Below are 24,243 nucleotides of genomic sequence, written 5' to 3'. Positions count from 1 at the left end.
CTCACTGCGCGGCCATGGCGCGGAAGCGCCGGCGGCGGTCGCCGCGCGAATCGGCGGGGCGGCTTGCGAGCGCGGCCATGGGCTCGGGCGCCGGCGCGCCGCTGCGCGCGAGCAGAGCGGCCGTGAGCGAGCGGGCGGTCGGGAACTCGAAAATATCGGTCACCGTGCAGGGAAGGCCGAGCTCGCGATTGATGCGCAGATTGGCGTCGACCGCGTGGAAGGAATGCGCGCCGTGCTCGAAGAGCTTGTCGTCCTCGGCGAGGCGCGGATTGCCCAGGACCTCGCGCCAGACGGCGAGCATGCGTTCGGCCACTCCCGGGGCCGCGGCGGCGCGCGCCGGCTCGGCCTCCGGGCTCGCCAGCGCCTTGCGGTCGATCTTGTCATTGCCATTGCGCGGCAGCGCGTCGCGCCGCTCATAGACGGCGGGGACCATATAGGCCGGCAGGGATTGCGACAGGAAGGCGCGCAGCGTCTCGCCTTCGACCACCTCGCCGCGCCGTGTCGCATAGATGGCGACGAGGCTCTTGCGGCCGGTGGAGTCGGCGCGCGCGACCACGACCGCCTGCTCGATCGCCGCATGGCGCGACAGCGCCGCCTCGATCTCGCCGAGCTCGACGCGATAGCCGCCGATCTTCACCTGTCCGTCGGCGCGGCCCAGGAATTCGATGAGGCCCTCGTCGCGATAGCGGCCGAGATCGCCGGTGCGATAGAGCCGCTCGCCGCTGCGCGGATGGAGCAGGAAGCGCTCCGCCGTCCGCGCGTCGTCGCGCCAATAGCCGCGCGCCAGCCCCTCCCCGGCGATGTAGAGCTCGCCGGCGACATGGTCCGGGCAATCCTCGAGATCGACGCCGAGCACATGGAACCGCTGATTGCGCATCGGCGAGCCGTAAGGAACGCTGCTCCAGGACGGATCGAGCGGGCCGATGGGATGGAGGATCGACCAGATCGAGGCCTCGGTCGCGCCGCCGAGGCTCACGACCTCGAGGCCGGGGTTGGCGGCGACGAGGCGCGGCGGCAGATCGAGCGGGATCCAATCGCCGCTCATCAGCACGAGGCGCAGGCGCCGCAGCGCCGCCTGCGCCTCGGCGCTCGCGACGAAGAGCTGCATGAAGGAGGGCACGGCGTTCCAAAGGGTCACGCCATGATCGAGGACGAGCCGGGCGAGATGGTCCGGGTCCCGCGCCGAGCGGCCCTCCGGCAGCACCAGCGCGCCGCCGGCGCCGAGCACGCCGAAAATATCATAGACCGAGAGATCGAAGCCGAGCTCGGAGAGGGCGAGCATGCGGTCATGCGGCCCGACGCCGAAGCGCTCATTGACGTCGCAGATCGTGTTCAGCGCGGCGCGATGCTCGATCATCACGCCCTTGGGCTCGCCGGTGGAGCCGGAGGTGAAGATCACATAAGCGAGATGATCCGGCCGCGCTCGTCCCACGATCGAGCCGGGGCGCGGCGCCGGCGCGAGTCCGTCGACCGCAATGGCGCGGATGTCCCGCGGCCAGCGCGCGGCGAGCGCGGCGGTCGTCAGAATCGTGTCGACCTCCCCGGCGGCGAGCAGCCGGCGGCGGCGGTCCTCGGGCAAAGCGGGATCGACGGGCAGATAGGCGCCGCCGGACATCAGCACGCCGATGGCGGCGGCGATCTGCCGCCAGCCCTTGCTCATGCCGATGGCGACGAGCCGGTTGGGCGCGCATGGGCCGAGCGCCTCGGCTACCGCGGTCGCTTGCGCCAGCAGACGGCCATAGCTGACCTCCTGCCCGGCGGCGATGACAGCGATTCGCTCCGGATGCGCCAGCGCTCGGGCGAGAAAGGGCTCGTGCAGCAGGCCTTCCGGCAGGGGATGCGCGGTGGCGTTGCGCATGTCTCGCCATTTGCGCTCGCGCGCGCCGATCCAGTCGCCGAGCGGGCGGCGCCAGAGGCTCGCGTCGCCGGCCAGCGCCGCCAGAGCCTCGCGCCAAGTCGCGAAGATCGCGTCCAGCAAGCCGCTCGGGAACAGCGCTTCGACCGCGTCGAAGCTGAGGACGAGCGCGCCCTCGTCGTCCATCGCCTGAACGTCGAGCCAGACTTGCGGCGTGCGGGTGGCGCCGAAATCGAGCCGGCCGAGCGGTCCCGAGAGCGGGCCATAGCCGAGCATGCTGGTGAAGACCACCGGCATCAGCGCTTCCTCGCCCCGCAATCCGCGCTGCTGCGCGACCTTCACGCCCGAGAAGCGGGCATGGGCGAGATGAGCCGCGAGGCGCGCGGCCGCCGTCTCGAGACGTGCAGCGAAGGGCGCCTCGGTCTCGAGATCGAGGTCGAGCAGCAGGGTCGAGGTGAAATCGCCGATGACGCGCGCAATGTCCGGATGCGGCGCGTCGCGGTCGTTGACGGTGAGATTGAGCGTGAAGCGCCGCTCCTCCGCCCAATGCGCCAGAACCTCGGCGAGCGTCGTGACCAGCACGGCGACCAGAGTGACGCCCTGTGCCGCGGCGCCGGCCTCGAGCGCGCGGCGCGGCGCGGGGTCGAGACGGCCGTGCAGCCGGCGCCATTGCGGCGCGGGCGCGGCGTCGAGCGGCTTCATGCCTCTGAGCCGCGGCGCCGGCGGCAGGGACGCGCCCTCCTTCGCCCAATAGGCGCGCGCGTCCTCGAAGGCCGCGTCCGCCTCCGCGCGACGGCGATGCAGCACATAATCGCGGAAGGCGATCGCCGGCGGCGCGAGCGGCGCCTCGGGCTCGCGCTCGAGCCGCGCCCATTGGCCGATCAGCAGCGCGAGGCTCGGCACGTCGATGATGAGCAGATCGACGCTAAGATGCAGGCGCGACACCGCGCCGTCGCGGCTGAAGGCGACATGAAACAGCGGCCAGCGCTCGGGATCGAACTGTTCCCGCGACATCGCCGCGCGCAGCGCCGCGAGCCCTTCCCCATGGTCGTGAAAATCGTGCCGCTCGATGGCGTAATGCGGGACGCTGGGGAGCACGCGCTGGGTCGCGTCCGGCGCGACCACGGCGCGCAGCATATCGTGCAGCGCCACGAGGCGGTTGAACGCCGCCTCGAGCCGCGCGGGATCGCGATCCGGGGCGCCGACGAACTCCCAATAGACCTGGCAGGCGCCGCCGAGCGCATAGCCGCCGCCGCGGCCGAGCCAATAGGCCATCTGAATATCGGTGAGCGGAAAGGGCTCGAAGCGCGCGGCGGGATCGACGGCGATCGTCGCCGGCGCGGCGCTCGCCGCGTCCTGCGGCAGTCCCGCCGCGAGCGCTGCGAGCGGCGTCCGGCTCAGCAGCGCCGGCACATCGGGCGCGGCGCCGAGGGCGCGCAGGAGGCGCCGCCGCAGGTCGAGCGCCAGCAGGGAGTCGAGACCGAGGCTCGGGAGCGAGGCGCCTGCGTCGAGCTTTGCGAACGGCAGCGCCAGAACCTCCGCGGCGGCGGAGCGCAGCTGCGTCAACCGGCGATCCTCGTTCGGCGATTGCGCCGCGCGCGGTCTCTCGGTCGCGAGAGAGGGCTCGGCGCCGGGCCAGAATTTCTGCCGCTCGAAACGATAGCCGGGCAGGAAGGCGAGGCGCCGCGCGCCCGGATGCGGCGCGGGCGGGCGAAAATCGACGCCGTCCATGAACATCATGGCCGCGGCTTCGAGCTTGCTCCGTCCCTCGACGGCGGCCTCGCGGCAGAATTGCTCGGCCGCGCCGGCGAAGATGCGCTGCATCTCCGGATCGTGCCGGCGCGCCTCGCGCAGGCGATCTTTCGCCAGCGCCGCGCCGATCTGCGCCCGCAGCTCCTCGCTGGAGCAGGCGACGAAGGCGGCGCGGAATTTTCGCGCGCAAGCGGGCAGAGCGGCGAGCTCCGCATGCAGCGTGCAGGCGATGTCGGCGAGCTGCGCCCGCTCCTCGGCGACCCACGCCGCCAGCGATTCGAGCCGCGCGCGCAGGCTCGCCTGCGAGGCGGCCGCGGTCATGACGAGCAGCCCCTCCGCCGGCGCGGCGCGCGCCGGCTCCGCGAGGGCCGGCGCCTCCTCGACGAGGAGACAGCCATTGCCGCCATTGACGCCGAAGGCGTTGACCACGGCGAGACGCGGCTTGCCGGACGGCGCGGCCCAGGGCGCGAGGCGCCGATTGAGGACGAGGCGCGAGCCGGTGAATTCGGGCGGCTCCTCGCGCGCATGGAGAGAGGGCGCGAGCTGGGCGTGGCGCAGCTGCAGCACTGCTTTGAACAGGCCGGCCATGCCGGCCGTCGCCAGCGCATGGCCGATATTGCTCTTCACCGAGCCGATAGGCAGCGGCGCGCCGCGCCCGAACACCGCGGCGAGCGCGCTGGCCTCGGCCCTGTCGCCGGTCTTGGTGCCGACGCCATGCGCCTCGACGTAGCCGACCTCGGCCGGCTCCACCCCCGCGCGCGCCAAAATCTCGCGGGCGAGCGCCGTCTGCGCGGCGACCGAAGGCGCGCTGAAGCCCCGCGTCGCGCCGTTCTGGCGCACGCCGACGGCGCGCAGAGCCGCGAGCGGCCGATCGGGCGCCGCGAGCGCGTCGGCGAGGCGCTTCAGCACCACGACGCCGACGCCCTCCGACAGGCCGAGGCCCTCGCCATCCCCGCTGAAGGAGCGGCAGCGGCCGTCGGCGGCGAGAATTTCGGCGCGCGCCGCCTGGACGGCGAGCTGCGGCGTGGATTGCGCGGCGACCGCGCCGACCAGCGCCATGTCGATCTCTCCGCGCTCCAGCGCCTCGGCGGCGAGCTTCAGCGCCGTGATCGAGGACGTGCATCCCGTGTCGATCGTGAACGCCGGACCAGCGAAATCGAAGGCGTAGCTGACGCGCGCCGCCAGCGAGGACGGCATTTGGCCGAGCAGCGACGGCCCATCCTGCGGCAGGCGAAGCAGCGCGGTCTTGAGATCATAATCGCCGGCGCTGGCGCCGATATAGACGCCGACGCGCGGATCGGCCTCGCCGCGCGGCGCGACGCCGGCCGCGGCGAGCGCGACGAACGCCTCCTCGAGCAGCAGCCGCTGCTGCGGATCCATGGCCAGCGCCTCGCGCGGCGAAACGCCGAAGAAGGCGGCGTCGAAACTCTCCGCCTCCTCGAGAAAGCCGCCGGCGCGCAGGCGCGACTCTTCGCTCGACTGCGCGCCGAGCGCCGCGAATTCCTCATCGCGCCAGCGCCCTTCCGGCGCCTCGCCGATCGCCTCGCGCCCCTCGCGCAGCAGGCGCCAAAAGGACGCTGCATCGGGGGCGCCGGGGAAGCGGCCCGACATGGCGACGATGGCGATGCGCCCGTCGGTCGCCGGCTCGGCGCGAGCGAGGCGCGGCGCAGGCGCCGGCGCGGCGGTCAGCGCCACCTTGCCGATATGGCGGGCGCGGGCGAGATGGCGCAGCGCGGCGGGGGCCTCGTCGAAGGAGAAGAGGCTGAGCGGCGGCGCCGTGAAGCCGCCGGCGGCAAAGCGTTGCATCGCCGCGCGCAGGCGCTCGCCGACGCCCTGCGGCCGTTCGTCGATTTCGGCGAGGAGATCGAAGACGACGTAGCGAATATCGGGGCGGCGGCGCGCGATCTCCGCCGTGCTGCGAATATCGGTCTTGCCGAGCTCGATGAAGGCGCCGCCGGGCGCGACGAGGTCGAGGCCGGCGTCGATCAGCGGGCCGGCGAGGCAGTTGAGCAGCACATCGACGCCGCGGCCGGCGGTGGCGCGGCGGGCGGTTTCGACGAAAGAGGCGCTGCGCGAGCCGCCGATATGGGCGACGCCGAGCCCGGCGAGATGCGCGCGCTTCTCCTCGCTGCCCGCCGTGGCGATGATCGTGGCGCCGGCCGCCGCGGCGATTTCTAAGGCCGCGAGGCCGACGCCGCCGGTTCCGGCATGGATCAGCACGCTGTCGCCGCGGCGCAGCGGCGCGATTTCCTCGAGGCACCACAGGGCCGTCAGAAAGACGATCGGAACGGCGGCGGCCTCGGCGAAGGAGAGCGCCTCCGGCTTTTGCGCGACGAGACAGCGGCGCGTGACGACATGGCGTCCGAGCGCGCCGATGACGACGCCGACGACGGCGGCGCCGATCTCGACATCGGCGACGCCGGCGCCGCGCCGGCAGACGCGCCCCGAAAATTCGAGCCCGAGCGGACGTGGCGCGCCGCCGAGCCGCCCGAGCCCTTCCATCACATCGCGGAAATTGAGGCCGGCGGCCTCGACCTCGACTTCGATCTCATCCGGCGCGAGGGCGCGGCGGGCGATCTCATAGGCGCCGAGCGAGGAAAGGTCGCCGGGCTCGGCGAGGCGCCATTGCGTCGTGACGCCGAAATCCAGCTGCGGGGTGTCGGCGAGAAAAGCGGCAAGACGCGCGAGGGTCGGATGATCGTCGACCACATGGGGCGGGACGCGCCGGCCGAGCGCCTCGCCGATGAGTTGCGCGAGATCGCCGGAAGCGAGAGAATCGACGCCGACCTCCTCGAAGCGGCGATCATCGCCGATGCTCGCCGGATCGCAGGCGGCGACGCGCGCGACGAGCTCGCGCAGCCGGTCCTTGCCCAAGGGAGCGTTTCGGCCTTCCGCTTGGACGGCTTCGCTTTCCGACCCTGCCCTCGAGGGGGAAGGTGGAGCGCCTTGCTCCAGATGGCCCGCCGCCAAATGACGCGCGAGCCGCTCCACAGTGGGGCAGTCGTCGACGACATGGACGGGGATGCGGCGCGAGAGCGCGGCGCCGAGCCGCTCGGCGACATCGCCGGCGGCGAGCGAGTCGATCCCGAGATCGGCGAAGAGCGCGTCATCGGCGACAACCTCGCCGCCGAGTCCGGCGCATTCGGCGACGATGCGCCGAATGAGCGCGCGCATCTGCTCGAGCCCCCTTCCCGGCTCTTCCCCGCCGCAGTCATGGCCGGGCTTGTCCCGGCACGCGCTCGGCTCGCGTCGGGCGACGTCTGGGCAGGGCCTGGTAGAGCTCGCCGGAACGTCGACATCACGCCAACTTTCCGAGAAGCCACGGCGTGTCGGCGTGGATGGCCGGGACAAGCCCGGCCATGACGTCGCGGGGGCGAGGATGGGCGCATTCGATAGCCCGCTCCGCGGGAGAGGCGGCGCCGCGCGCTGCGTTCCCGAATGCGCCATGAGCAGCCGCTCCAGCCCGGCGTCGATATTGTCGGAGGCGTCCGCGAGCCGCTCGCGCAGAGCGGCGGCGGCCTTCGCCGCTTCGCGCCGCGTGCGCAGCGCGCGCGCCTGCCCGCCCTCGAGCGCGACGAGGCCATGCGCCGACAGAATGTGAAGCGCGCGATCGAGATCGGCGCGATCGACCTCGCCGCGCCGCGCCATCTCCTCGCGCGAAAAACCCGCGCCGAGCGGCGTCAACGCCCCGGCGCGATCGAGCGCGACGAATAAAGTATTAGCGACATAGGCGTCGAGCGGATCCTCGGCGCTCGGAGGCGGCGGGAGATCGATCCAATGGCGCTCGCCCGCGAAAGGATAGAGCGGGAGTGAAACGGTGCGGAAGCTCTCGCCGAGCGCCCGCCAGTCGAAGGACGCGCCGGCGCGCCACAGCCGCGCGAGAAGCTCGGTCTCGCTTCCCTCGTCGAGCCGCAGGATGAGATCGGCGGCGGGCGGCGCAGCGAGCGCGACCTCGCCGGCGCGCGCCGCGGATTCGCGGCGCAGGATCGGATGATCCGGCGCGCCTTTTGCGGCGACCGCGCGCAGGGCGAGCCGTTCGGCGACGCGCTCCAGCGGATCGCGTCCCAAAAGCGCGATCGCCTCGTTCTCGTCGAGCAGGCCGTCGACGACGAGCGCAGCGACCTCGTCGAAGGACTCGCCGGCGGTCTCGCGCGGCTCCGGCAAGCGCCAGCGCGCGAGAATGCGGCGATGCGCGACGGCGACGGCGAGCAGCAGCAGGCGCCGATCGTCCGCGCCAGCCGGCGGCGCGTCGAGCCAGCCGACGAGATCGACGCAGGCGCGCTTGCCCCAATCCTCGATATTGGCGCGGAAGGAAAAATTGCTGTGGAGAAGGTCGCGGGCGCGGCCGAGGACACGCGCGGCCAGCGGCGCCTCCGGCAGGACGAGCCCCTCGCGCAAGCGCGCGAGATAGGCGGCGTCGAGCGCGATGGGAAGGCGCAGCCGGCGCGCGCGCCGATCATAGCGCGGCCAGAGGGCGCAATCCGTGTCCGCGAGATCGCCGTCATGGGCGAGGATGAGCGAGCGCAGCCCGAGAGCCTGCAACAAGGCGAGCCGGGCGAGACCGAGGCTATGATCGCCGCCGATGTCCGCCAAAACCCGCGGCGCGGCGCATGCGCCAGGCTCGGGCGGCGGCCCGGACAGCAGATGCGCCAGCTCGAACTTATCAGCGACCGCCGCCGCGAAGCGATAGGCGAGCGGCGCGCGACCGCACGCGAGCGTGCCGAGAATATCCGCCAGAGCGGCGCGCTCGAACGCGGCCGAGGCGACGAAGCCGCGCCAAGACTCCCACAGCGCGCCAAAGCTCGCGAGCGAGGCCGCCGACAGTAGAAAGGGAAGACGCGTCGCGCCGGACGGGGCTGGCGCGACGAGCGGCGGCGGCTCCTCGACGATCGCATGGGCGTTGGCGCCGCCGAAGCCGAAGGCGCTGACGCCCGCCCGCAGCACCGGCGCCTCCCAGGGCTCGGCGCGCGTCGCCGGCCGCAGCGGGCCGGACTCGAAATCGATGAGCGGATTGACGGAATCGAGATGCAGGCTCGGCGCGATGCGGCGATGGCGCATCATCAGCAGCGTCTTGACGAGGCCGGCGAGCCCCGCGGCGGCCTCGAGATGGCCGATATTGGTCTTGACCGAGCCGACGCGGCAGGGCTCGGAGCGCGGTCCGGCGGAGAAGGCGGCGCCGAGCGCGGCGATCTCCACCGGATCGCCGAGCGGCGTTCCGGTGCCATGGGCCTCGACATAGGACACGCTGTCGAGGCCGATCCCGGCCGCCTGCGCGGCGGCCTCGATCACGCGCCGCTGCGCCTCGACGCAAGGCGCGGTGATGCTGCGCGAGGAGCCGACATGGCCGGTCGCGGTTCCGAGGATGCGCCCATGAAGGCGCAGGCCGTTGCGCGTCGCGTCCTCCTCCCGGCACAGCAGCGCCACCGCCACGCCTTCGCCCGGCGCATAGCCGTCGGCGTCGCGATCGAAGGTCCGGCAGCGCCCGCTAGCGCTCAGCATGCGCGACTTGCCGAAGGAGCGGTAATGCCAGGGATTGATGATGAGGCTCACGCCCGCGACCAGGGCGTAATCGCACTCGCCGGCGAGCAGCGCGCGGCGCGCCTGATGCAGCGCCGTGAGCGAGCCGGCGCAGGCCGCGTCGAGCGCATAGCTCTCGCCGCGCCAGCCGAACACATGCGACAGGCGATTGGCGAGAATGCCGACGTAATTGCCGAGACAGGCGTAGCTGTCGACCGGCGTCCCTGGCGCGGCGACATTCTGGTGATAGTCGATCGTCATCACGCTGGCGTAGACGGCGGTGACGCGCGACCTCAGCTCGTCCTGGGCGACGCCGGCGTCCTCGAGACAGCGCCATGTCTCCTCGAGCAGCAGCCGCTGCTGCGGATCCATCGACCGCGCCTCGCGCGCCGATATGCCGAAGAAGTCGTTGTCGAAACGATCGACGCGATCGAGAAGCCCGCCGAAGTCGGGCTTCGCGCCGTCCCAGCGCGCGCCGCCGATGGGGCCGACCGCATCGCGCTCCGAGGCCAGCAGATCCCAAAATTCTTCGCAGGAAGCCGCGCCGGGCAGTCGACAGGACATACCGATGACGCCGACGACCCGCATTACGCAATCGCTCTTCAGAGAGGAACGTTCGCAACGGTGTAGCTCACGTATCCCCCCTTGTCACCGCGCGGCGCGGCGCCGGGGAAACACGCCTGTGGATTGAGATTTTGGCGCGCCTCGGGGCTGCAAGCCGATGGCGATGCAATTTTTTCTTGTGGATCGATCGCGCCTTGACCTTTCGACGTGTCGGCATATGCTTAAAGCCTATGCACGGAGGCGGCCATGGGCGAGGCGCGGCATGTGAAGCTGTTTCGGAACGGGCGCAACCAGGCGGTGCGCATTCCCGTCGAGTTCGAGCTGCCCGGCGACGAGGCGATCATGCGCCGCGAGGGCGATCGTCTCGTGCTGGAGCCGACGCGCAAGCGCGGTCTCCTGGGCCTGCTCGAGACGATGGAGCCCATCGACGAGGCCTTCCCCGAGATCGAAGATCAGCCGCCCGCGCCGGAGCCGATCTTTTGACCCGCTATCTGCTGGATACGAACATCGTCTCCGATTTGATCAGGAATCCGCGAGGCCGGGTCGCCGCACATATCGCTCATGTGGGCGAGGCCAATGTCTGCACCAGCGTCATCGTGGCCGCCGAGCTGCGCTACGGCTGCGCCAAGAGCGGCTCGAAGCGGCTCTCCGCGGCGGTCGAGAGCCTGCTGGGAGAGCTGGCCGTGCTTGCTCTGGAAGGCCCCGCCGCCGCCGAATATGGGGCGATCCGGGCCGGGCTGGAACGACGGGGAACCCCGATCGGCGGCAATGACCTATTGATCGCCGCTCATGCTCTGGCGATCGATGCGACGGTCGTGACCGCCAATATGGACGAATTCGCCCGAGTCGAGGGGCTGAAGGTGCAGAACTGGCTCGCATAGTCGATACATCGGCGAATGCGCAGCCCTCGAGAGCGAGCGAGGCCGAGGGCGGCTCGCTCAACGACGCGATTTCCACTCGGCGTGTTCCTGCTCGACCTGCGCCGCCGCTGTCTTCGCCGCCGCAGGCAGCCAGTCCCGCGGCAAAGCGTCGAGGTGACGCGGAATGTCGGCGGCGCCCTCATGCGCCGCATGAATGGAGCCGAGGTCGAAGCCCATCGCGCGCAGGAGCCGCGCCGGCAGACCGGCGCCGTCGATGTCGCGCAGCTCGATCTTTCGCGAATCCGCGGCGAGCCTCCGGAAAATAAATGCGCCCGCGACCGTGAGAAAGGGATCGGGCGCGCGATAGGAGCCGCGCGCGAGATCGAGGAAATGATTTGGCCCGCCGGACTCGCCATGCGCCCAATCCCAGGCGGAGGGAGTCAACGCTTTGGCCTCTCTGACGATGCAGCCGCCGCGCCAGCGCGCGGTGACGACGAAGCGCGGCCGCCCGAGGCTGCCGCCGCCGGCGATCCGCGTCGCATAGCGAAAGATCTTCGCCTCGCCGTCGGGGAAGCTCGCCGCGAAGCCGGCGAGGAGCCCTGGATCGGCGGGGACCTCCCTGCAATCGGCGATCTTGTCCCAGAAGCTTCGGCGCTCCTCGTCGCTGCAGCCGACATGGTCGCGCATCCACAGCTCCTGCTCGTCGAGCAGCGTCGGCCGAGGATTGCGCAGCCCGGCCCGGTAGCCCTCGAGGATGGCGTCGGCGGCCTCGCGATTCTTGACCGTGGTCTTCGGGGCGAGACGAAAGCTCGTCATGAGGCGCACGAGATCGAACGGATAGGGCATGACCGCCGCCTCGTCGAAATCATTGACGCCCCAGACGAGACGTCCCTCGCTGTCGCGCCAGGTTCCGAAATTTTCCGTATGCGCGTCGCCGACGCATAGAACCCGCGGCGCCTGCGCGAGCTCGGGACACAGCGCCTCGATCTTGCGCGCCCAGCGGAAATAAGTGGCGCGCAAAAAACGGAAGGCGCTCTCGGCCATCAGCTCGTGCTTGTGAGCGAGCGCGCCCTCGTCGACGCGGCATTGCATGCGCAGCCAATCTTCGAAACGGCTATTGTCTTTCGTGAATGACACGAGTGAGCGCTCCCACTACGCCGAAAGAGCGGCATTCTCCTTCGAAACGCCGCGCAAAGCAACGGCGGCGCGCGCTGCTTCGATCCCTATCCCCGCCACGCTCGCCTCAATCGCTCGATCGGCTCTGCAGAGCCTGCAGCGCCACCGAGGTCGCGGACGAACGGCTGTCGACGCCGAGCTTGATGAAGATACGCTCGAGATGCTTGTGAACGGTTCGCGGCGAGATGCAGAGAATCTCCGCTATGTCGACATTCGACTTGCCGCGCGCGATCCAGCTCACCACTTCCGCCTCGCGCGAGGTGAGCGCGAATTTGCCGACGAGAAACGCCTCGTCGCTGACGACATGCCGCTCCGACAGGCGAAACAGCAGCTCCTCGCCGCCGATCTCGCAGAGGAAGGAGATCGACATTCGTTCCGTTTCGACCTGGGCGGCGCCCTGCTCCCGCTTCTCGATGACGGCGCGCATGAGAGCGGAGAAGGCGTCCGGCGGCTCCGCGCGTAAAATCTCGAAGGCGCCGAATTGCGCGGCGAGCAGATCAGCCGCCTGCGGCGTGCACCACAGAGGGCGCGCATTTCGGTCGACCGCGAGGAGATGACGGCCCGCGGCGTCCAGAGCGACGCGCGCGCCGAAGGCGGCTTTCGCATTGGACACATGGATGCGAATGCGCGCGATGAGCTCCTCGATGATCACCGGCTTCACGACATAATCGACGCCGCCCGCCTCGAGCCCCATCAGCACATGGCTCGTGTCCTTGAGTCCGGTGAGAAAAATCACCGGCACATGAGCGAAGCGCGGATTCTGCTTGATGCGCCGGCAGGTCTCGAAGCCGTCGAGCCCGGTCATCACCGCGTCGAGCACCACGACATTGGGTGGCACGCGCTCCAGCAGCGACAGCGCCGCCTCGCCGGTCGTCGCCGCGAGCACGGTCAAATCGGCGCGCTCCAGCGCGTCGACGAGAAAGCCGAGCTCGTCGCGATTGTCGTCGACGACGAGCGCCGTGTCGCGCTGGCGCAGATCAGCCGACATCGCCGCTTCCGTCCCGCAGCGCCTGCTTCAACGCTTCGAACTCGAAGTTCTTCGCCAGCACGCGCAATTGCGCGACGACGGCGGCATGGCCGGGCGATTCGTTCTCGATCTCGCGCAGCGCCGCCTCGATGCCGCGGCTGTAGCCCATGTCGGCGAGCCGCAGCAGCCGCTCGACGCGCTCGGGCGAGAGCCCGTGCCGCTGCGGCGCGAGCGGCGTGTCGGAGGCGAGGGAGCGCGCCGCGACATAGAGCCAATCGAGCCCCAGAAGATTGCCGATGCGATCGAGCATTTCGGAGATTTCGATCGGCTTGATCAGAAAGTCGTCATGGGGCGAATCGATCGCGCGGCGCTCGATCAGCTCATGCGCATTGGCCGAAACCATCATGATCGGCGTCTCCGCGCCGAGCGCTGCGCGCAGACGTCGCGCCGCCTCCCATCCGTTCAAGCTCGGCATGGCGATGTCGAGCATCACGAGATCGGGACGATGCTCGAGCGCGATGTCGACGCAATCGGCGCCATTGGACGCCGTCATGACCTCGAAGCCCAGCCCGCCGAGCGCTCGCCGCATCAGATCGAGATGAACTTGCGTGTCGTCGGCGACGAGGATCGTCTTGCGCGGCCCTGCATAGCCGCGAATTCGCGGCGGCTTCGGTCCTTCGTCCGGCGATGACGCCGCGGTCAGATAGAGCCGCACGACGAAGCGGCTGCCGACGCCGACCTTGCTCTCCACCTTGATCTCGCCGCCGAGGATCTGCGTCAGCAGCTTGGTGATGGTGAGGCCGAGGCCGGTGCCGGGAATGGCGGCGACCTGCGGCAGCCGGCCGCGCTCGAAAGGCGCGAAGATCCCTTCCAAATCCTCGGGCAGAATGCCGACGCCGGTGTCCTCGACGATGAATTCGGCGATGTCGTTGCGGAAGCCGACCTTCAACGACGCATGACCCGTCTCGGTGAACTTCACCGCATTGGAAACGAGATTGATGAGGATCTGCCGCAGACGCTTCTTGTCGGTGCGCACATAGCGGGGCAGCAGCGGGCTGCGCTCATAGCGAAAGGCGACGCCCTTGGCCGCGGCCTGCAGGCGGAACATGTCGACGAGCTGATCGAGAGTCTCGTCGATGCGGAAGATGTCGCGCGCGACATCGAGCGAGCCGGTTTCGATCTTGGCGACGTCGAGCAGGCCGTCGATGAGATTGGTGATGTGCTCCGCGCTGCGGCGGATGACGCGCGCCGCATCCTGCGGATTGTCGGTCACGTCCCGCTCGAGCAATTGCGCATAGCCGTTGATCGCATTGAGCGGTGAACGAATTTCGTGATTGAGGCCGGCGATGAAGCGCGTCTTGGCGATATTCGCCCCCTCCGCCGCCTCCTTGGCGCGCTGCAGCTCGGCGTCGGTGCGCTCATGCGCGGCGATCTCCTCGCGCAGAAACTCGGTCTGACGGCGCGTCTCCTCCTCGGCGAGACGACGGCTCTCTTGCGCGAGCACCAAGGTCCAGGCGGCGACGCCCATCACCAGCAGCAGTCCGACGAAGACGATCTCCAGCGTCGTGCGCACGATTGGCCGCGCCGCGGGTCCGACCGCCGCCGCATATTGCAGATAGATCGCGCCGAGGATCGCCGCGCTGACGAGCGTGAGCAGGCCGAGCACGATGACGAAGCGGCCGGCGCGCGACGAGAAGACGTCGAGCGCGACGCGCGGGAGCAGGCCGGCGAAACGCGCCTTCGCCTTCTCGACGAGGCTGCCGTCCGGCTTGCAGCGGTCGCCGCAGCGCATGTCGAGCGAGCAGCAGAGCGAGCAGATCGGTCCGTTGTAGGCGGGACAGCAGGCCATGTCCTGCGGCTCGAAGGCGTTCTCGCAGATCATGCAGCGCAGCGGCTGCGCGACGCCGGCGAAGATCGTCGGCGGCCGCGCGATATAATAGCGCCCGCGTGTGGCGTAGGCGAGCAGCGGCGCCAGCGAGAAGGCGACGACGAAGCCGATCGGCGCCGCGAGCGGCCGCAGCGTCTCGCCGCCGAGGCCGTAGAGCGTCGCCGTCGAGACGACGAGCGAGACCAGCATGGCGCCGCATCCGACCGGATTGAGATCGTAGAGATAGGCCCGGCGGAACTCGATCGCCGGCGGGCTGAGGCCCAGCGGCTTGGAGACGACGAGATCGGCGGTCAGAGCGCCGATCCAGGCCACGGCGAAATTGGAGTAGAGAGCGAGCACGCTGTCGACGACGCGGGCGACGCCGAACTCCATCAGCATCAGCGCCAGCATCACGTTGAACACCAGCCAGACGACGCGCCCAGGGTGATTATGCGTGAGCCGCGAGAAGAAGTTCGACCAGGCGATCGAGCCGGCGTAAGCGTTGGTGACATTGATCTTGGTCTGGCAGACGACGACGAAGACGAGCGTGAGCCCCAAGGCCAGCGACGGCGAGCCGAACAGACCGTCGAAGGCGAGACGATAGAGCTCGCTCGGCTCCGCGGCGCGCTCGGCGGGCACGCCGAGCGCGAGCGCCTGGGCGGCGAGGAAGGAGCCGGCGGCGAGCTTGAGCGCTCCGATCACGATCCAGCCCGGCCCGGCGCAGAGCAGCGCGCCGCGCCGGCTCGCGGCGCCGACGCGGCCCTTGCTCGGCAGGAAGCGCAGATAATCGACCTGCTCGCCGATCTGCGGCAGCAGCGAGAGCAGGATTGAGACGGCCGCGCCGAAGCCCGCGAGATCGAAGCCGGCGGCCTGCGCGCCCTGCGCGCCGGGATGCGAGGCCCAGGCGCGCAACGCCGGCGCGCCGGCGACCATCACATAAGCGAGCGGCGCGATCTGCAGGACGAGCCAGATCGGCTGCGTCCACAGCTGAAAGCGGCTGATGAAGCGCATGCCGAGCGCGGCGATCGGCAGCACGCAGAGCGCCGAGATGGCGTAGGCGATTCCGATCGGCACGCCGAGCCCCCTCTTCAGCGCCTCGGCCATGATCGTCCCTTCGAGCGCGAAGAGAATGAAGGTGAAGCAGGCGTAGATGAGCGAGGTGACCGTGGAGCCGAAATAGCCGAAGCCGGCGCCGCGCGTCAGCAGATCCATGTCGACGCCATATTTCGCCGCGTAATGGCCGATCGGCAGGCTGACGAGGAAGGTCAGCGCGCCGACGGCGAGAATCGCCGCCATGGCGTTGGCGAAGCCGAAGCTCAGCGTGACGCCGCCGCCGAGCGCCTCGCAAGCGAGAAAGGAGATCGCCCCGAGCGCCGTATTGGCGACGCGCCACGGCGTGAAGCGGCGCGCCGACTCGGCGGTGTAGCGCAGCGAATAATCTTCGAGCGTCTGATCGGCGACGAACTGATTATAGGTCCGCCGGACGGGAAATATACGCTGCTGCTCGCTCATTCGCTCTTTCTGAACTCGACCTCACACCGGGCGAGGCTCGCCCACCGGGCGCCACCCCTCCCCCTCGAGACAGTCTAGCATGGCCCGCGACAGAACCATGGTCGAGAGGCTCGCCGGCCGCTCGCTATCGCCGAGCTTCTTCACGCAGGCGTCGGTCGCCTTTTTCAGCCCGCCCATGTCGCCGCCTCTGTTCCACCAGAGATCCACGGCGTATCGCGGCTGCGTCGCCGCAGGCGCCGGGCCCTTCACCGTCTTTCCGTTCGCCTGCTGCACGAGAGCGAGCAGCGCGAGCGCCCCCGCCACGCAGCCGATGATGTCCATAGCCGTCGATTTACGCATCGCATTCCCCCCGCCGGCGGGTCCTTCGCCGGCCTTCGCCCTATTCCACACGATAGCGCGTACGGAGCAATACGCATTTCAGCGTATTCCTGCGTAAGGGCATGCCCCGTTATTCCTCCGATACGGGCGGCGAGACCGCGGCGGACGAATCGCAGCCCTCGGCGGGCGCCGAAGGGCGAGCGCGCGCCGCATGACATCGAGGGGGATCTATGACCGAAAACGGCGACGAGCAGGCGCGCGACGACGCGCGCAGGCGCTCCAATTCTTTCGTGAGAGCGGCGTCCATGACGACGCTGGCGGCCTCTCTGCTGGCGGCCGGCGCGGCGCAGGCGCGCGTCGTGGTTCCATTCGGCGACGACGACCAATGGTTCAGCGTCGGTTTCGGTCTACGGTCGTTCTTCAGCGACGTGACGCGCAACAACGCGCCCGGGACCAATTCCGCCCGCGTCGATCTCGACCGTTTCCGTATGTTCACCTCCGCTTCCTTCAACCAATATCTGAAAGCGACATTGAACACGGAGATCACCGGCGACAGCACCATTCAGGTGCTCGACGGCTACGCCCAGATCGAGCCCATGGACCAGATCAACGTCTGGGGCGGCCGCATGCTGCCGCCGAGCGACCGCTCCAACCTCGACGGCCCGTTCTATCTTCTCGGCTGGTCCTATCCAGGAGTCGTTTCACGCTATCCCGGGAAGGTCTCCGGCCGTATGGACGGCGGCACGATCTGGGGCAAGCTGTTCGAGAAGCGGCTTACTTATTCGTTCGGCGTTTATGACGGGCACAACCAGATCGTCGGCGCCTCGAATCAATCCGGCCATCCTTTGTTCGCCGGCCGCGTGAACCTCAATCTGCTCGACCCCGATCCGGACCCGGCCTATTACACGAGCAGCACCTATTTCGGCGGCGCGGATGTTCTCGGCATCGGCTTTGCCGTTCAGCATCAGCAGGACGGCGTCGGCAATGCGCTGCAGCGCGCCGACTTCACCGCCTGGAACGTCGACCTGCTGTTCGAGAAGAAGCTCGGCGAGTTCGGCGCCGTCACCTTCGAGGGCGCCTATTACCGCTACTATACGAATGGCGTGAATGACGTCGCCACCAATCTCAACGGCGCGCGCTCGACCGATCTCGTCGGCGGCATTCGTCCGGGCGAAGCCTATATGCTCGGCGCCGGCTATCTCATCCCTTATGTGATCGGCTGGGGCAGGCTGCAGCCCTATTTCCGCTACCAATCCTTCCGCGACACGCTCGCATTCACATGGGAGCGCCAATACGACATGGGCGCCACCTATGTGATCGACGGTCATAATCTGCGCATCACCGCCAATTACGCGGTCAATCAATTCACCGCGCGCAAGGACGCCGACAAATTCACCCTCGGCCTGCAAATCCAGTTCTGAACGCGTCAGGGAGCCAAGCGAATGAAACGTAGAGTAGTGGTCAAGAGCCTCGGCCTCGTCGCCGCCGGCGCGTTGCTCGCGGCGAGCGCGATGCTTCCCGCGCGCGCCGCCGACAAGGGACCGATCAAGGTCGGCATTCTTCACTCTTTGTCAGGCACCATGGCGATCAGCGAGACCGTGCTGAAGGACACGGCGCTGATGGCGATCGAGGAGATCAACGCCAAGGGCGGCGTGCTCGGCCGCAAGCTCGAGCCGGTCGTCGTCGATCCGGCGTCGAACTGGCCGCTGTTCGCCGAGAAGGCGCGCCAGCTGCTGGCCGCCGACAAGGTCGCCGTGGTGTTCGGCTGCTGGACCTCGGTGTCGCGCAAGTCCGTGCTGCCGGTGTTCAAGGAGCTGAACGGTCTCCTGTTCTATCCGGTGCAATATGAGGGCGAGGAGCTCGAGAAGAATGTCTTCTACACCGGCGCGGCGCCGAACCAGCAGGCGATTCCCGCGGTCGAATATCTGATGAGCAAGGCCGGCGGCGGCGCCAAGCGCTTCGTCCTGCTCGGCACCGATTATGTGTATCCGCGCACGACCAACAAGATCCTGCGCGCCTTCCTCCACTCGAAGGGCGTCGCCGACGCCGACATCATGGAAGAATATACGCCCTTCGGTCACAGCGATTATCAGACGATCGTCGCCAACATCAAAAAATTCGCCTCGGGCGGCAAGACCGCGGTGGTGTCGACGATCAACGGCGATTCGAACGTGCCATTCTACAAGGAGCTCGGCAACGCCGGCCTCAAGGCGACGGAAGTTCCGGTCGTCGCCTTCTCGGTCGGCGAAGAGGAGCTGCGCGGCGTCGACGCCAAGCCGCTCGTCGGCCATCTCGCCGCGTGGAATTATTTCATGTCGCTGAAGAACCCCGCCAATGCGGAGTTCAAGAAGAAATGGGCCGCCTACGCCAAATCGCATGGCGTCGCCAATCCAGAGAAGCCGCTCACCAATGATCCGATGGAGGCGACCTATATCGGCGTCAATATGTGGAAGCAGGCGGTCGAGAAGGCGAAGACCACCGATGTCGACAAGGTGATCGCCGCGATGGCCGGCCAGAAATTCGCCGCGCCCTCCGGCTTCACCGCCGAGATGGATGAAAAGAACCACCATCTGCACAAGCCCGTTCTCATCGGCGAGGTGAAGGCCGATGGTCAGTTCAATGTCGTGTGGAAGACGCCCGGACCGGTGCGGGCGCAGCCCTGGAGCCCCTTCATCGCCGGCAACGATCAGAAGAAGGACGAGCCCGACACCAACTGACGCGAGAAGCGGACGGCTCGACGCCAGGGCCGTCCGCAAGCGAATTTGCAATAGGGAGCGTCTCGATTTGCGTATGCTGCGACTGATCGTCGGCCTCGCGATGGCGACGATATTCTGCGCGCCGGCGGCGGCGCTCGATCGTGAGACGATTGCTCGTCTCGCCGGCGGCGACGCGGAGGAGCAACGCCTCGCGCTCGACGCGCTCGTCGCGAAGCGCGACGTCGCCGCCCTTCCCTTTCTGCGAGATCTGCTCGCCGATCATGTGCGAACGGCGGACGACGGCGTCTTCATCGTCGAGGACGATCACGGCCTCGACGCGCTGCAGCGCACGCCCGTCGCGCTTCCCGCAGAGCTCGAGGAGGTCTCGACGAGCAACAGCGTGCGGCTGGCGATCGAGGAGTCGATCGCGGCGTTGGAGCTGGCCTCTCCCGATCCCGCGACGCGGCTCGAATCGGTGAAGCGCCTGCAGAGCGCCGAGCTCGACGAGGCGCGGCTCGCGCTCATCGCCGAGGCCGAGAGCCGCGAGCGCGATTCCGCCGTGCGCGACGCGCTGCGCCAGATTCGCGCCCTCTCGGAATTGCAGTCGACGCATCGCACGGTTCGGCTCGCCGCCGCCAAGGCGCTGCGCGCCAGCGTCTCCGGCCGCGTGCGCGAAGCGCTGAAGGCGCGCCTTTCGGTCGAGGAGGACGGCGAGATTCGCGTGGCGCTCACCCGGTCGCTGCGCAATATCGAATCGAGCCTCGCGGTCGGCGAGACTCTCGGCATCGTCTTCTCGGGCGTCAGCCTGGCCAGCATTCTCCTGCTCGCGGCGCTCGGCCTCGCGGTCACTTACGGGCTGATGGGCGTCATCAATATGGCGCATGGCGAGATGATGATGATCGGCGCCTACGCCACTTATGTGGTGCAAAATCTCTTTCGCGCGCATCTGCCCGATCATTTCCAATATTATCTCGCCGCCGCCGCGCCGGTCGCCTTCGTGGTCGCGGCGCTCGTCGGCGTCGTCATCGAGCGCCTCGTCATCCGCTTCCTCTATGGGCGCGCGCTGGAAACATTGCTCGCCACCTGGGGCGTCAGCCTGATCCTGATGCAGACGGTGCGCACGATCTTCGGCGCGCAGAATGTGCAGGTCGAAAATCCCGCCTGGATGTCCGGCCGCCTCTTCGTCACCGACAATCTCGAGCTTCCTTATAACCGCGTCGTCATCATCCTCTTCTCGCTGGCGGTGCTGCTGCTCGTCTCTTTTCTGCTGGCGCGCACGCGCCTCGGCCTGTTCGTGCGCGCGGTGACGCAGAACCGGACGATGGCCAAATGCGTCGGCGTCGACTCCTCGCGCATCGACACCATCGCCTTCGCGCTCGGCTCCGGCATAGCGGGCCTCGCCGGCGTGGCGTTGTCGCAGGTCGGCAATGTCGGACCCGATCTCGGTCAGCATTACATCGTCGACAGCTTCATGGTCGTCGTGCTCGGCGGCGTCGGCCAGCTCGCCGGCGCCGTCTACGCCGCGCTCGGCCTCGGCGTTGCAGGCAAGATATTCGAGAATCTCGTCGGCGCCGTGCTCGCGGAGATCGGCCTGCTCGTCTTCCTCATCGTCTTCATCCAGAAACGTCCGCAGGGCCTGTTCGCGCTCGGCGGCCGACAGGCCGATTGAGCGCAATCCATGCTCCATGTCCCTCCCTCCCCCACTCTCGCGCGGCGTCTCTTCGATCGGCGCGGCTGGTGCGCCTTCGCGCTCGGCGCGGCGGTCATTTTCATCGTCGCGCCATTCGCCAATCTCGCCACCGCCGAAGCGTCGATGCTTCACCTCTCGGACGCTTCGATCGCGCTCGCGGGAAAACTCTTCTGCTACGCCATGCTGGCGCTCGCCATGGATCTGGTCTGGGGCTATGCGGGGATATTGAGCCTCGGACATGGCGTGTTCTTCGCGCTCGGCGGCTACGCCTTCGGCATGTATCTGATGCGTCAGATCGGCCATGACGGCAGCTATCACGCCGACCTCCCCGACTTCATGGTCTTCCTCGACTGGAAGGCGTTCCCCTGGTTCTGGGCCTTCACCGATCATTTCGCCTACGCCATCGCACTCGCGATCCTCGCGCCGGCGGCGCTCGCCTTTGCATTCGGCTTCTTCGCCTTCCGCTCGCGCATCAAGGGCGTCTATTTCTCGATCATCACACAGGCGCTCACTTATGCGATGATGCTGCTGTTCTTCCGTAACGAAACGGGCTTCGGCGGCAATAACGGGTTCACCGATTTCAAGCGCATTCTCGATTATCCGCTGGCGACGCCGCAGACGCGCATCATCCTGTTCATGCTCTCCGGCGCGAGCCTCTTGCTGCTGCTTCTCGTCTCGCGCTTCATCGTGACCAGCAAGCTCGGCCGCGTGCTCACCGCCATTCGCGAGGCGGAGAGCCGAGTGATGTTCTGCGGCTATGACACGCTCTCCTACAAGCTCGCGATCTGGACCTTCTCGGCGGCGATCTGCGGGCTTGCCGGCGCGCTCTATGTGCCGCAGGTCGGCATCATCAATCCGAGCGAGATGTCGCCGGCGGCCTCGATAGAGATCGCCATATGGACCGCCGTCGGCGGACGCGGCACGCTGATCGGCCCGCTCGTCGGCGCCGTCGTCGTCAATGGCGCGAAGAGCCTCTTCACCGCCGCCATCCCTGAATATTGGCTGTTCTTTCTCGGGCTGCTGTTCGTGCTCGTCACGCTGCTGCTGCCCAAAGGCGTCATCGGCCTCGTCGACGCGCCTCGCTGGCCGAGGATCGCGCTTCCCTTCCCTCGCAAGGAGCGCGCGTCATGAACGAAGCGACCGAAATGTCCAGTGGCGTCGCGCTCTATCTCGACGATGTGCAGGTGACTTTCGACGGCTTTCGCGCGCTGCGCGGCCTGTCGCTGTCGATCGACGTCGGCGAGCTGCGTTGCATCATCGGCCCGAACGGCGCCGGCAAGACGACGATGATGGACGTCATCACCGGCAAGACGCGGCCCGATACGGGCCAGGTCTTCTTCGGCCGCTCGCTCGATCTCACCAAAATGAACGAGCCGCAGATCGCGGCCGCCGGCATCGGCCGCAAGTTCCAGAAGCCGACCGTGTTCGAGCATCTCACCGTGTTCGAGAATCTCGAGCTCGCGGTGAAGGCCGACAAGAGCGTGCGCGCTTCGCTCTTCCGCCGCATCAGCGGCGAGGCGATCGACCGCATCGGTGAGCTGCTGGAGACGGTCGAGCTCGCCGACAAGGCGCAGGAGCGCGCCGGCCTGCTCTCGCATGGGCAGAAGCAATGGCTGGAGATCGGCATGCTGCTGGCGCAGCGCCCCTTGCTGCTGCTGCTCGACGAGCCGGTCGCCGGCATGACCGACCATGAGACGAAGCGCACCGCCGAGCTGCTGCAAACGCTTGCCGGCCAGCATTCGATCATGGTGGTCGAGCATGATATGGAGTTCGTCGCCGCTATCGCCCGCAAGGTCACCGTGCTGCACGAAGGCGCCGTGCTCGCCGAAGGACCCTTGTCCGAGGTGCAGAGCGACGAGCGCGTCATCGAAGTCTATCTGGGACGCTAGGCGATGCTCGAGATCAGCGGCCTTCATCAATATTACGGCAGCAGCCATATTCTGCGCGATGTGTCCTTCACGGCGCCGCAGGGCGCCTGCACCGTGCTGCTCGGACGCAATGGCGTCGGCAAGACGACGCTGCTGCGCAGCATCATGGGCGTGACGCCGATCCGCGGCGGCGCCATCCGCCTCGACGGCGTAGATATTTCGCAGCTCACGCCGAACCAGCGCGCGGCGCGCGGCGTCGCTTATGTGCCACAGGGGCGGGAGATCTTCTCGCGCCTCACGGTCGAAGAGAATCTGTTGATGGGCATGGCCGTGAAGCCCGCCGGCAAAGCGCGCTCCGTGCCGAGCGAAATCTATGAGATGTTCCCGGTGCTGAAGGAGATGCTGCGCCGGCGCGGCGGCGATCTCTCCGGCGGCCAGCAGCAGCAGCTCGCCATCGCGCGGGCGCTCGTCTCCGATCCGAAGCTGATCATCCTCGACGAGCCGACGGAAGGAATCCAGCCGTCGATCATCAAGCTCATCGGCGAGGTGATAAAGAGCTTGAGCCGGCGCGGCGATCTCGCCATTCTGCTCGTCGAGCAATTCTACGACTTCGGTCGCGACCTCGCCGATCATTATCTGGTGATGTCACGCGGCAGCATCGTCAGACAAGGGCTCGGGGCCGATATGGACAAGGACGGCATCAGGGATTTCGTGGCGTTGTGAAGGGTCCCGAGCGTGCGAGGGGCCGCGTTGAAATGCGCTTTGCGCAAGTTCAGGGAGCGAGCCGGTTGCGACATCTGGCGCAGGAGGCGCCGCTGAGGGCGCTGTTTCCCGCCGTCGAGCCCGACGAGGCGCCGGAGGCGGCGATCGTCAACACCGGCGGCGGAGTTGTCGGCGGCGATCATTATGCTCTCGACATAGAAGTCGAGGCCGGCGCCGCGCTGACGATCACGACGCCGGCGGCCGAAAAGATCTATCGCTCCGCTGGCGAGAGCGCGCAAATCGCGACGCGCCTTCGTTGCGCCGAGGGCGCCCGGCTCGAATGGCTGCCGCAAGAAACCATTCTGTTCGACAGCGCGCGTCTGCGCCGGCGCATCGACATCGATCTCGCGCCGACGTCGCATTTCCTCGGCGTCGAGATGCTGCTGTTCGGTCGACGCGCCAGCGGCGAATGGTTGAATGCGGGCGCGCTGCGCGATTGCTGGAGCTTGCGCATCGGCGGCCGGCTCGTCTGGGCCGACGCCATCGGCCTCGAAGGCGATCTCGCCGCGCATCGCGCCGCGCCTTTCGGCGTCGGCGACGCCGCCGGCTATGCGACCATTGTCGTCGTCGGACCCAATGTCGCGGAGCTGCTCGAGCTCGCGCGCCGATGCGCCGAGGGTGCGGCCAGCCTCGTCAATGGCGTGCTGCTGTTGCGCTTCCTCGAGAGCGACGCCGCGCGGCTGCGCCGCATGGTCGTCGAGGCGCTCTCGGCGTTGCGGCCGCTGGCGACGGGCGGGCGCGCCGGCGCGCCGCGGCTGTGGATGAATTGAATGAGCGGGTCTTGGATGCGAGCCTGAAGGCTCGCGGTCCAAGGAGCGCAAGCCTCGAGGCTCGGTCCA

The 24,243-nt window shown here is 68.4% G+C and carries 14 protein-coding genes; 9 read left to right on the top strand and 5 right to left on the bottom strand.

Annotation, left to right across the window (positions count from 1 at the left end; genetic code table 11):
* Position 1: 1 nt before the first annotated feature.
* The gene (locus tag CQW49_RS21480) at positions 2-9,688 is read right to left on the bottom strand and encodes a non-ribosomal peptide synthetase (protein ID WP_162150828.1); all 9,687 of its coding nucleotides are present in this window, start codon (positions 9,686-9,688) and stop codon (positions 2-4) included.
* Positions 9,689-9,934: 246 nt separating this feature from the next.
* On the opposite strand from CQW49_RS21480, the gene CQW49_RS21475 reads away from it, so the two are divergent.
* A complete protein-coding gene (locus tag CQW49_RS21475) occupies positions 9,935-10,171 on the top strand; it encodes an AbrB/MazE/SpoVT family DNA-binding domain-containing protein (protein ID WP_003612725.1) in 237 nt (78 codons plus the stop codon).
* The gene (locus tag CQW49_RS21470; protein WP_003612723.1) at positions 10,168-10,569 is read left to right on the top strand and encodes a type II toxin-antitoxin system VapC family toxin; all 402 of its coding nucleotides are present in this window, start codon (positions 10,168-10,170) and stop codon (positions 10,567-10,569) included. Before CQW49_RS21475 ends, CQW49_RS21470 begins: the two co-directional genes overlap by 4 nt.
* A gap of 57 nt (positions 10,570-10,626) precedes the next feature.
* On the opposite strand, the gene CQW49_RS21465 is transcribed toward CQW49_RS21470, so the two are convergent.
* From CQW49_RS21465 to CQW49_RS21450, 4 genes are all read right to left on the bottom strand, one after another.
* Entirely contained in the window at positions 10,627-11,685 is a 1,059-nt protein-coding gene (locus CQW49_RS21465) for a DUF2252 family protein (protein ID WP_003612722.1), read from the bottom strand.
* A 106-nt stretch (positions 11,686-11,791) separates the two neighbouring features.
* Positions 11,792-12,712: a response regulator transcription factor gene (locus tag CQW49_RS21460; RefSeq protein WP_003612721.1), complete on the bottom strand. Its 921-nt coding sequence runs from the start codon at positions 12,710-12,712 to the stop codon at positions 11,792-11,794.
* Entirely contained in the window at positions 12,702-16,070 is a 3,369-nt protein-coding gene (locus CQW49_RS21455; protein ID WP_003612720.1) for a hybrid sensor histidine kinase/response regulator, read from the bottom strand. The genes CQW49_RS21460 and CQW49_RS21455 overlap by 11 nt, the downstream gene beginning before the upstream one ends.
* Positions 16,071-16,091: 21 nt before the next feature.
* Positions 16,092-16,409 carry a hypothetical protein gene (locus tag CQW49_RS21450; protein ID WP_003612719.1) on the bottom strand — a complete coding sequence of 106 codons (318 nt, stop codon included), beginning with the start codon at positions 16,407-16,409 and terminating at the stop codon, positions 16,092-16,094.
* 209 nt (positions 16,410-16,618) lie between these two features.
* Between CQW49_RS21450 and CQW49_RS21445 the strand changes: the two genes are divergently transcribed.
* The 7 genes from CQW49_RS21445 to CQW49_RS21415 all read left to right on the top strand — a co-directional run bounded on the left by CQW49_RS21445 (position 16,619) and on the right by CQW49_RS21415 (position 24,174).
* The gene (locus CQW49_RS21445; RefSeq protein WP_003612718.1) at positions 16,619-17,809 is read left to right on the top strand and encodes a hypothetical protein; all 1,191 of its coding nucleotides are present in this window, start codon (positions 16,619-16,621) and stop codon (positions 17,807-17,809) included.
* 21 nt (positions 17,810-17,830) lie between these two features.
* Positions 17,831-19,105 (top strand): urea ABC transporter substrate-binding protein, encoded by a 1,275-nt coding sequence (gene urtA / locus CQW49_RS21440; RefSeq protein ID WP_003612717.1) that lies wholly within the window; start codon positions 17,831-17,833, stop codon positions 19,103-19,105.
* A 73-nt stretch (positions 19,106-19,178) separates the two neighbouring features.
* Positions 19,179-20,753: an urea ABC transporter permease subunit UrtB gene (urtB, locus tag CQW49_RS21435; RefSeq protein ID WP_024750047.1), complete on the top strand. Its 1,575-nt coding sequence runs from the start codon at positions 19,179-19,181 to the stop codon at positions 20,751-20,753.
* A gap of 9 nt (positions 20,754-20,762) precedes the next feature.
* Entirely contained in the window at positions 20,763-21,905 is a 1,143-nt protein-coding gene (gene urtC / locus CQW49_RS21430; protein WP_003612715.1) for an urea ABC transporter permease subunit UrtC, read from the top strand.
* Positions 21,902-22,663 (top strand): urea ABC transporter ATP-binding protein UrtD, encoded by a 762-nt coding sequence (gene urtD, locus CQW49_RS21425; RefSeq protein ID WP_003612713.1) that lies wholly within the window; start codon positions 21,902-21,904, stop codon positions 22,661-22,663. The genes urtC and urtD overlap by 4 nt, the downstream gene beginning before the upstream one ends.
* Positions 22,664-22,666: 3 nt before the next feature.
* Positions 22,667-23,365 (top strand): urea ABC transporter ATP-binding subunit UrtE, encoded by a 699-nt coding sequence (urtE, locus tag CQW49_RS21420; protein ID WP_003612711.1) that lies wholly within the window; start codon positions 22,667-22,669, stop codon positions 23,363-23,365.
* A 65-nt stretch (positions 23,366-23,430) separates the two neighbouring features.
* Positions 23,431-24,174: an urease accessory protein UreD gene (locus CQW49_RS21415; protein WP_024750048.1), complete on the top strand. Its 744-nt coding sequence runs from the start codon at positions 23,431-23,433 to the stop codon at positions 24,172-24,174.
* Positions 24,175-24,243 lie beyond the last annotated feature (69 nt).

This window comes from Methylosinus trichosporium OB3b (assembly GCF_002752655.1).
Taxonomy (GTDB): domain Bacteria; phylum Pseudomonadota; class Alphaproteobacteria; order Rhizobiales; family Beijerinckiaceae; genus Methylosinus; species Methylosinus trichosporium.
This window is presented reverse-complemented; position numbering and strand designations above follow the sequence as displayed.

What these genes read in the sequence shown, in the direction of transcription:
- CQW49_RS21480 (WP_162150828.1), bottom strand. Translation starts at nt 9,688, where the DNA reads ATGTCCTGTCGACTGCCCGGCGCGGCTTCCTGCGAAGAATTTTGGGAT.
- CQW49_RS21475 (WP_003612725.1), top strand. Translation starts at nt 9,935, where the DNA reads ATGGGCGAGGCGCGGCATGTGAAGCTGTTTCGGAACGGGCGCAACCAG.
- CQW49_RS21460 (WP_003612721.1), bottom strand. Translation starts at nt 12,712, where the DNA reads ATGTCGGCTGATCTGCGCCAGCGCGACACGGCGCTCGTCGTCGACGAC.
- CQW49_RS21455 (WP_003612720.1), bottom strand. Translation starts at nt 16,070, where the DNA reads ATGAGCGAGCAGCAGCGTATATTTCCCGTCCGGCGGACCTATAATCAG.
- CQW49_RS21450 (WP_003612719.1), bottom strand. Translation starts at nt 16,409, where the DNA reads ATGCGTAAATCGACGGCTATGGACATCATCGGCTGCGTGGCGGGGGCG.
- CQW49_RS21445 (WP_003612718.1), top strand. Translation starts at nt 16,619, where the DNA reads ATGACCGAAAACGGCGACGAGCAGGCGCGCGACGACGCGCGCAGGCGC.
- urtA (WP_003612717.1), top strand. Translation starts at nt 17,831, where the DNA reads ATGAAACGTAGAGTAGTGGTCAAGAGCCTCGGCCTCGTCGCCGCCGGC.
- urtB (WP_024750047.1), top strand. Translation starts at nt 19,179, where the DNA reads ATGCTGCGACTGATCGTCGGCCTCGCGATGGCGACGATATTCTGCGCG.
- urtC (WP_003612715.1), top strand. Translation starts at nt 20,763, where the DNA reads ATGCTCCATGTCCCTCCCTCCCCCACTCTCGCGCGGCGTCTCTTCGAT.
- urtD (WP_003612713.1), top strand. Translation starts at nt 21,902, where the DNA reads ATGAACGAAGCGACCGAAATGTCCAGTGGCGTCGCGCTCTATCTCGAC.
- urtE (WP_003612711.1), top strand. Translation starts at nt 22,667, where the DNA reads ATGCTCGAGATCAGCGGCCTTCATCAATATTACGGCAGCAGCCATATT.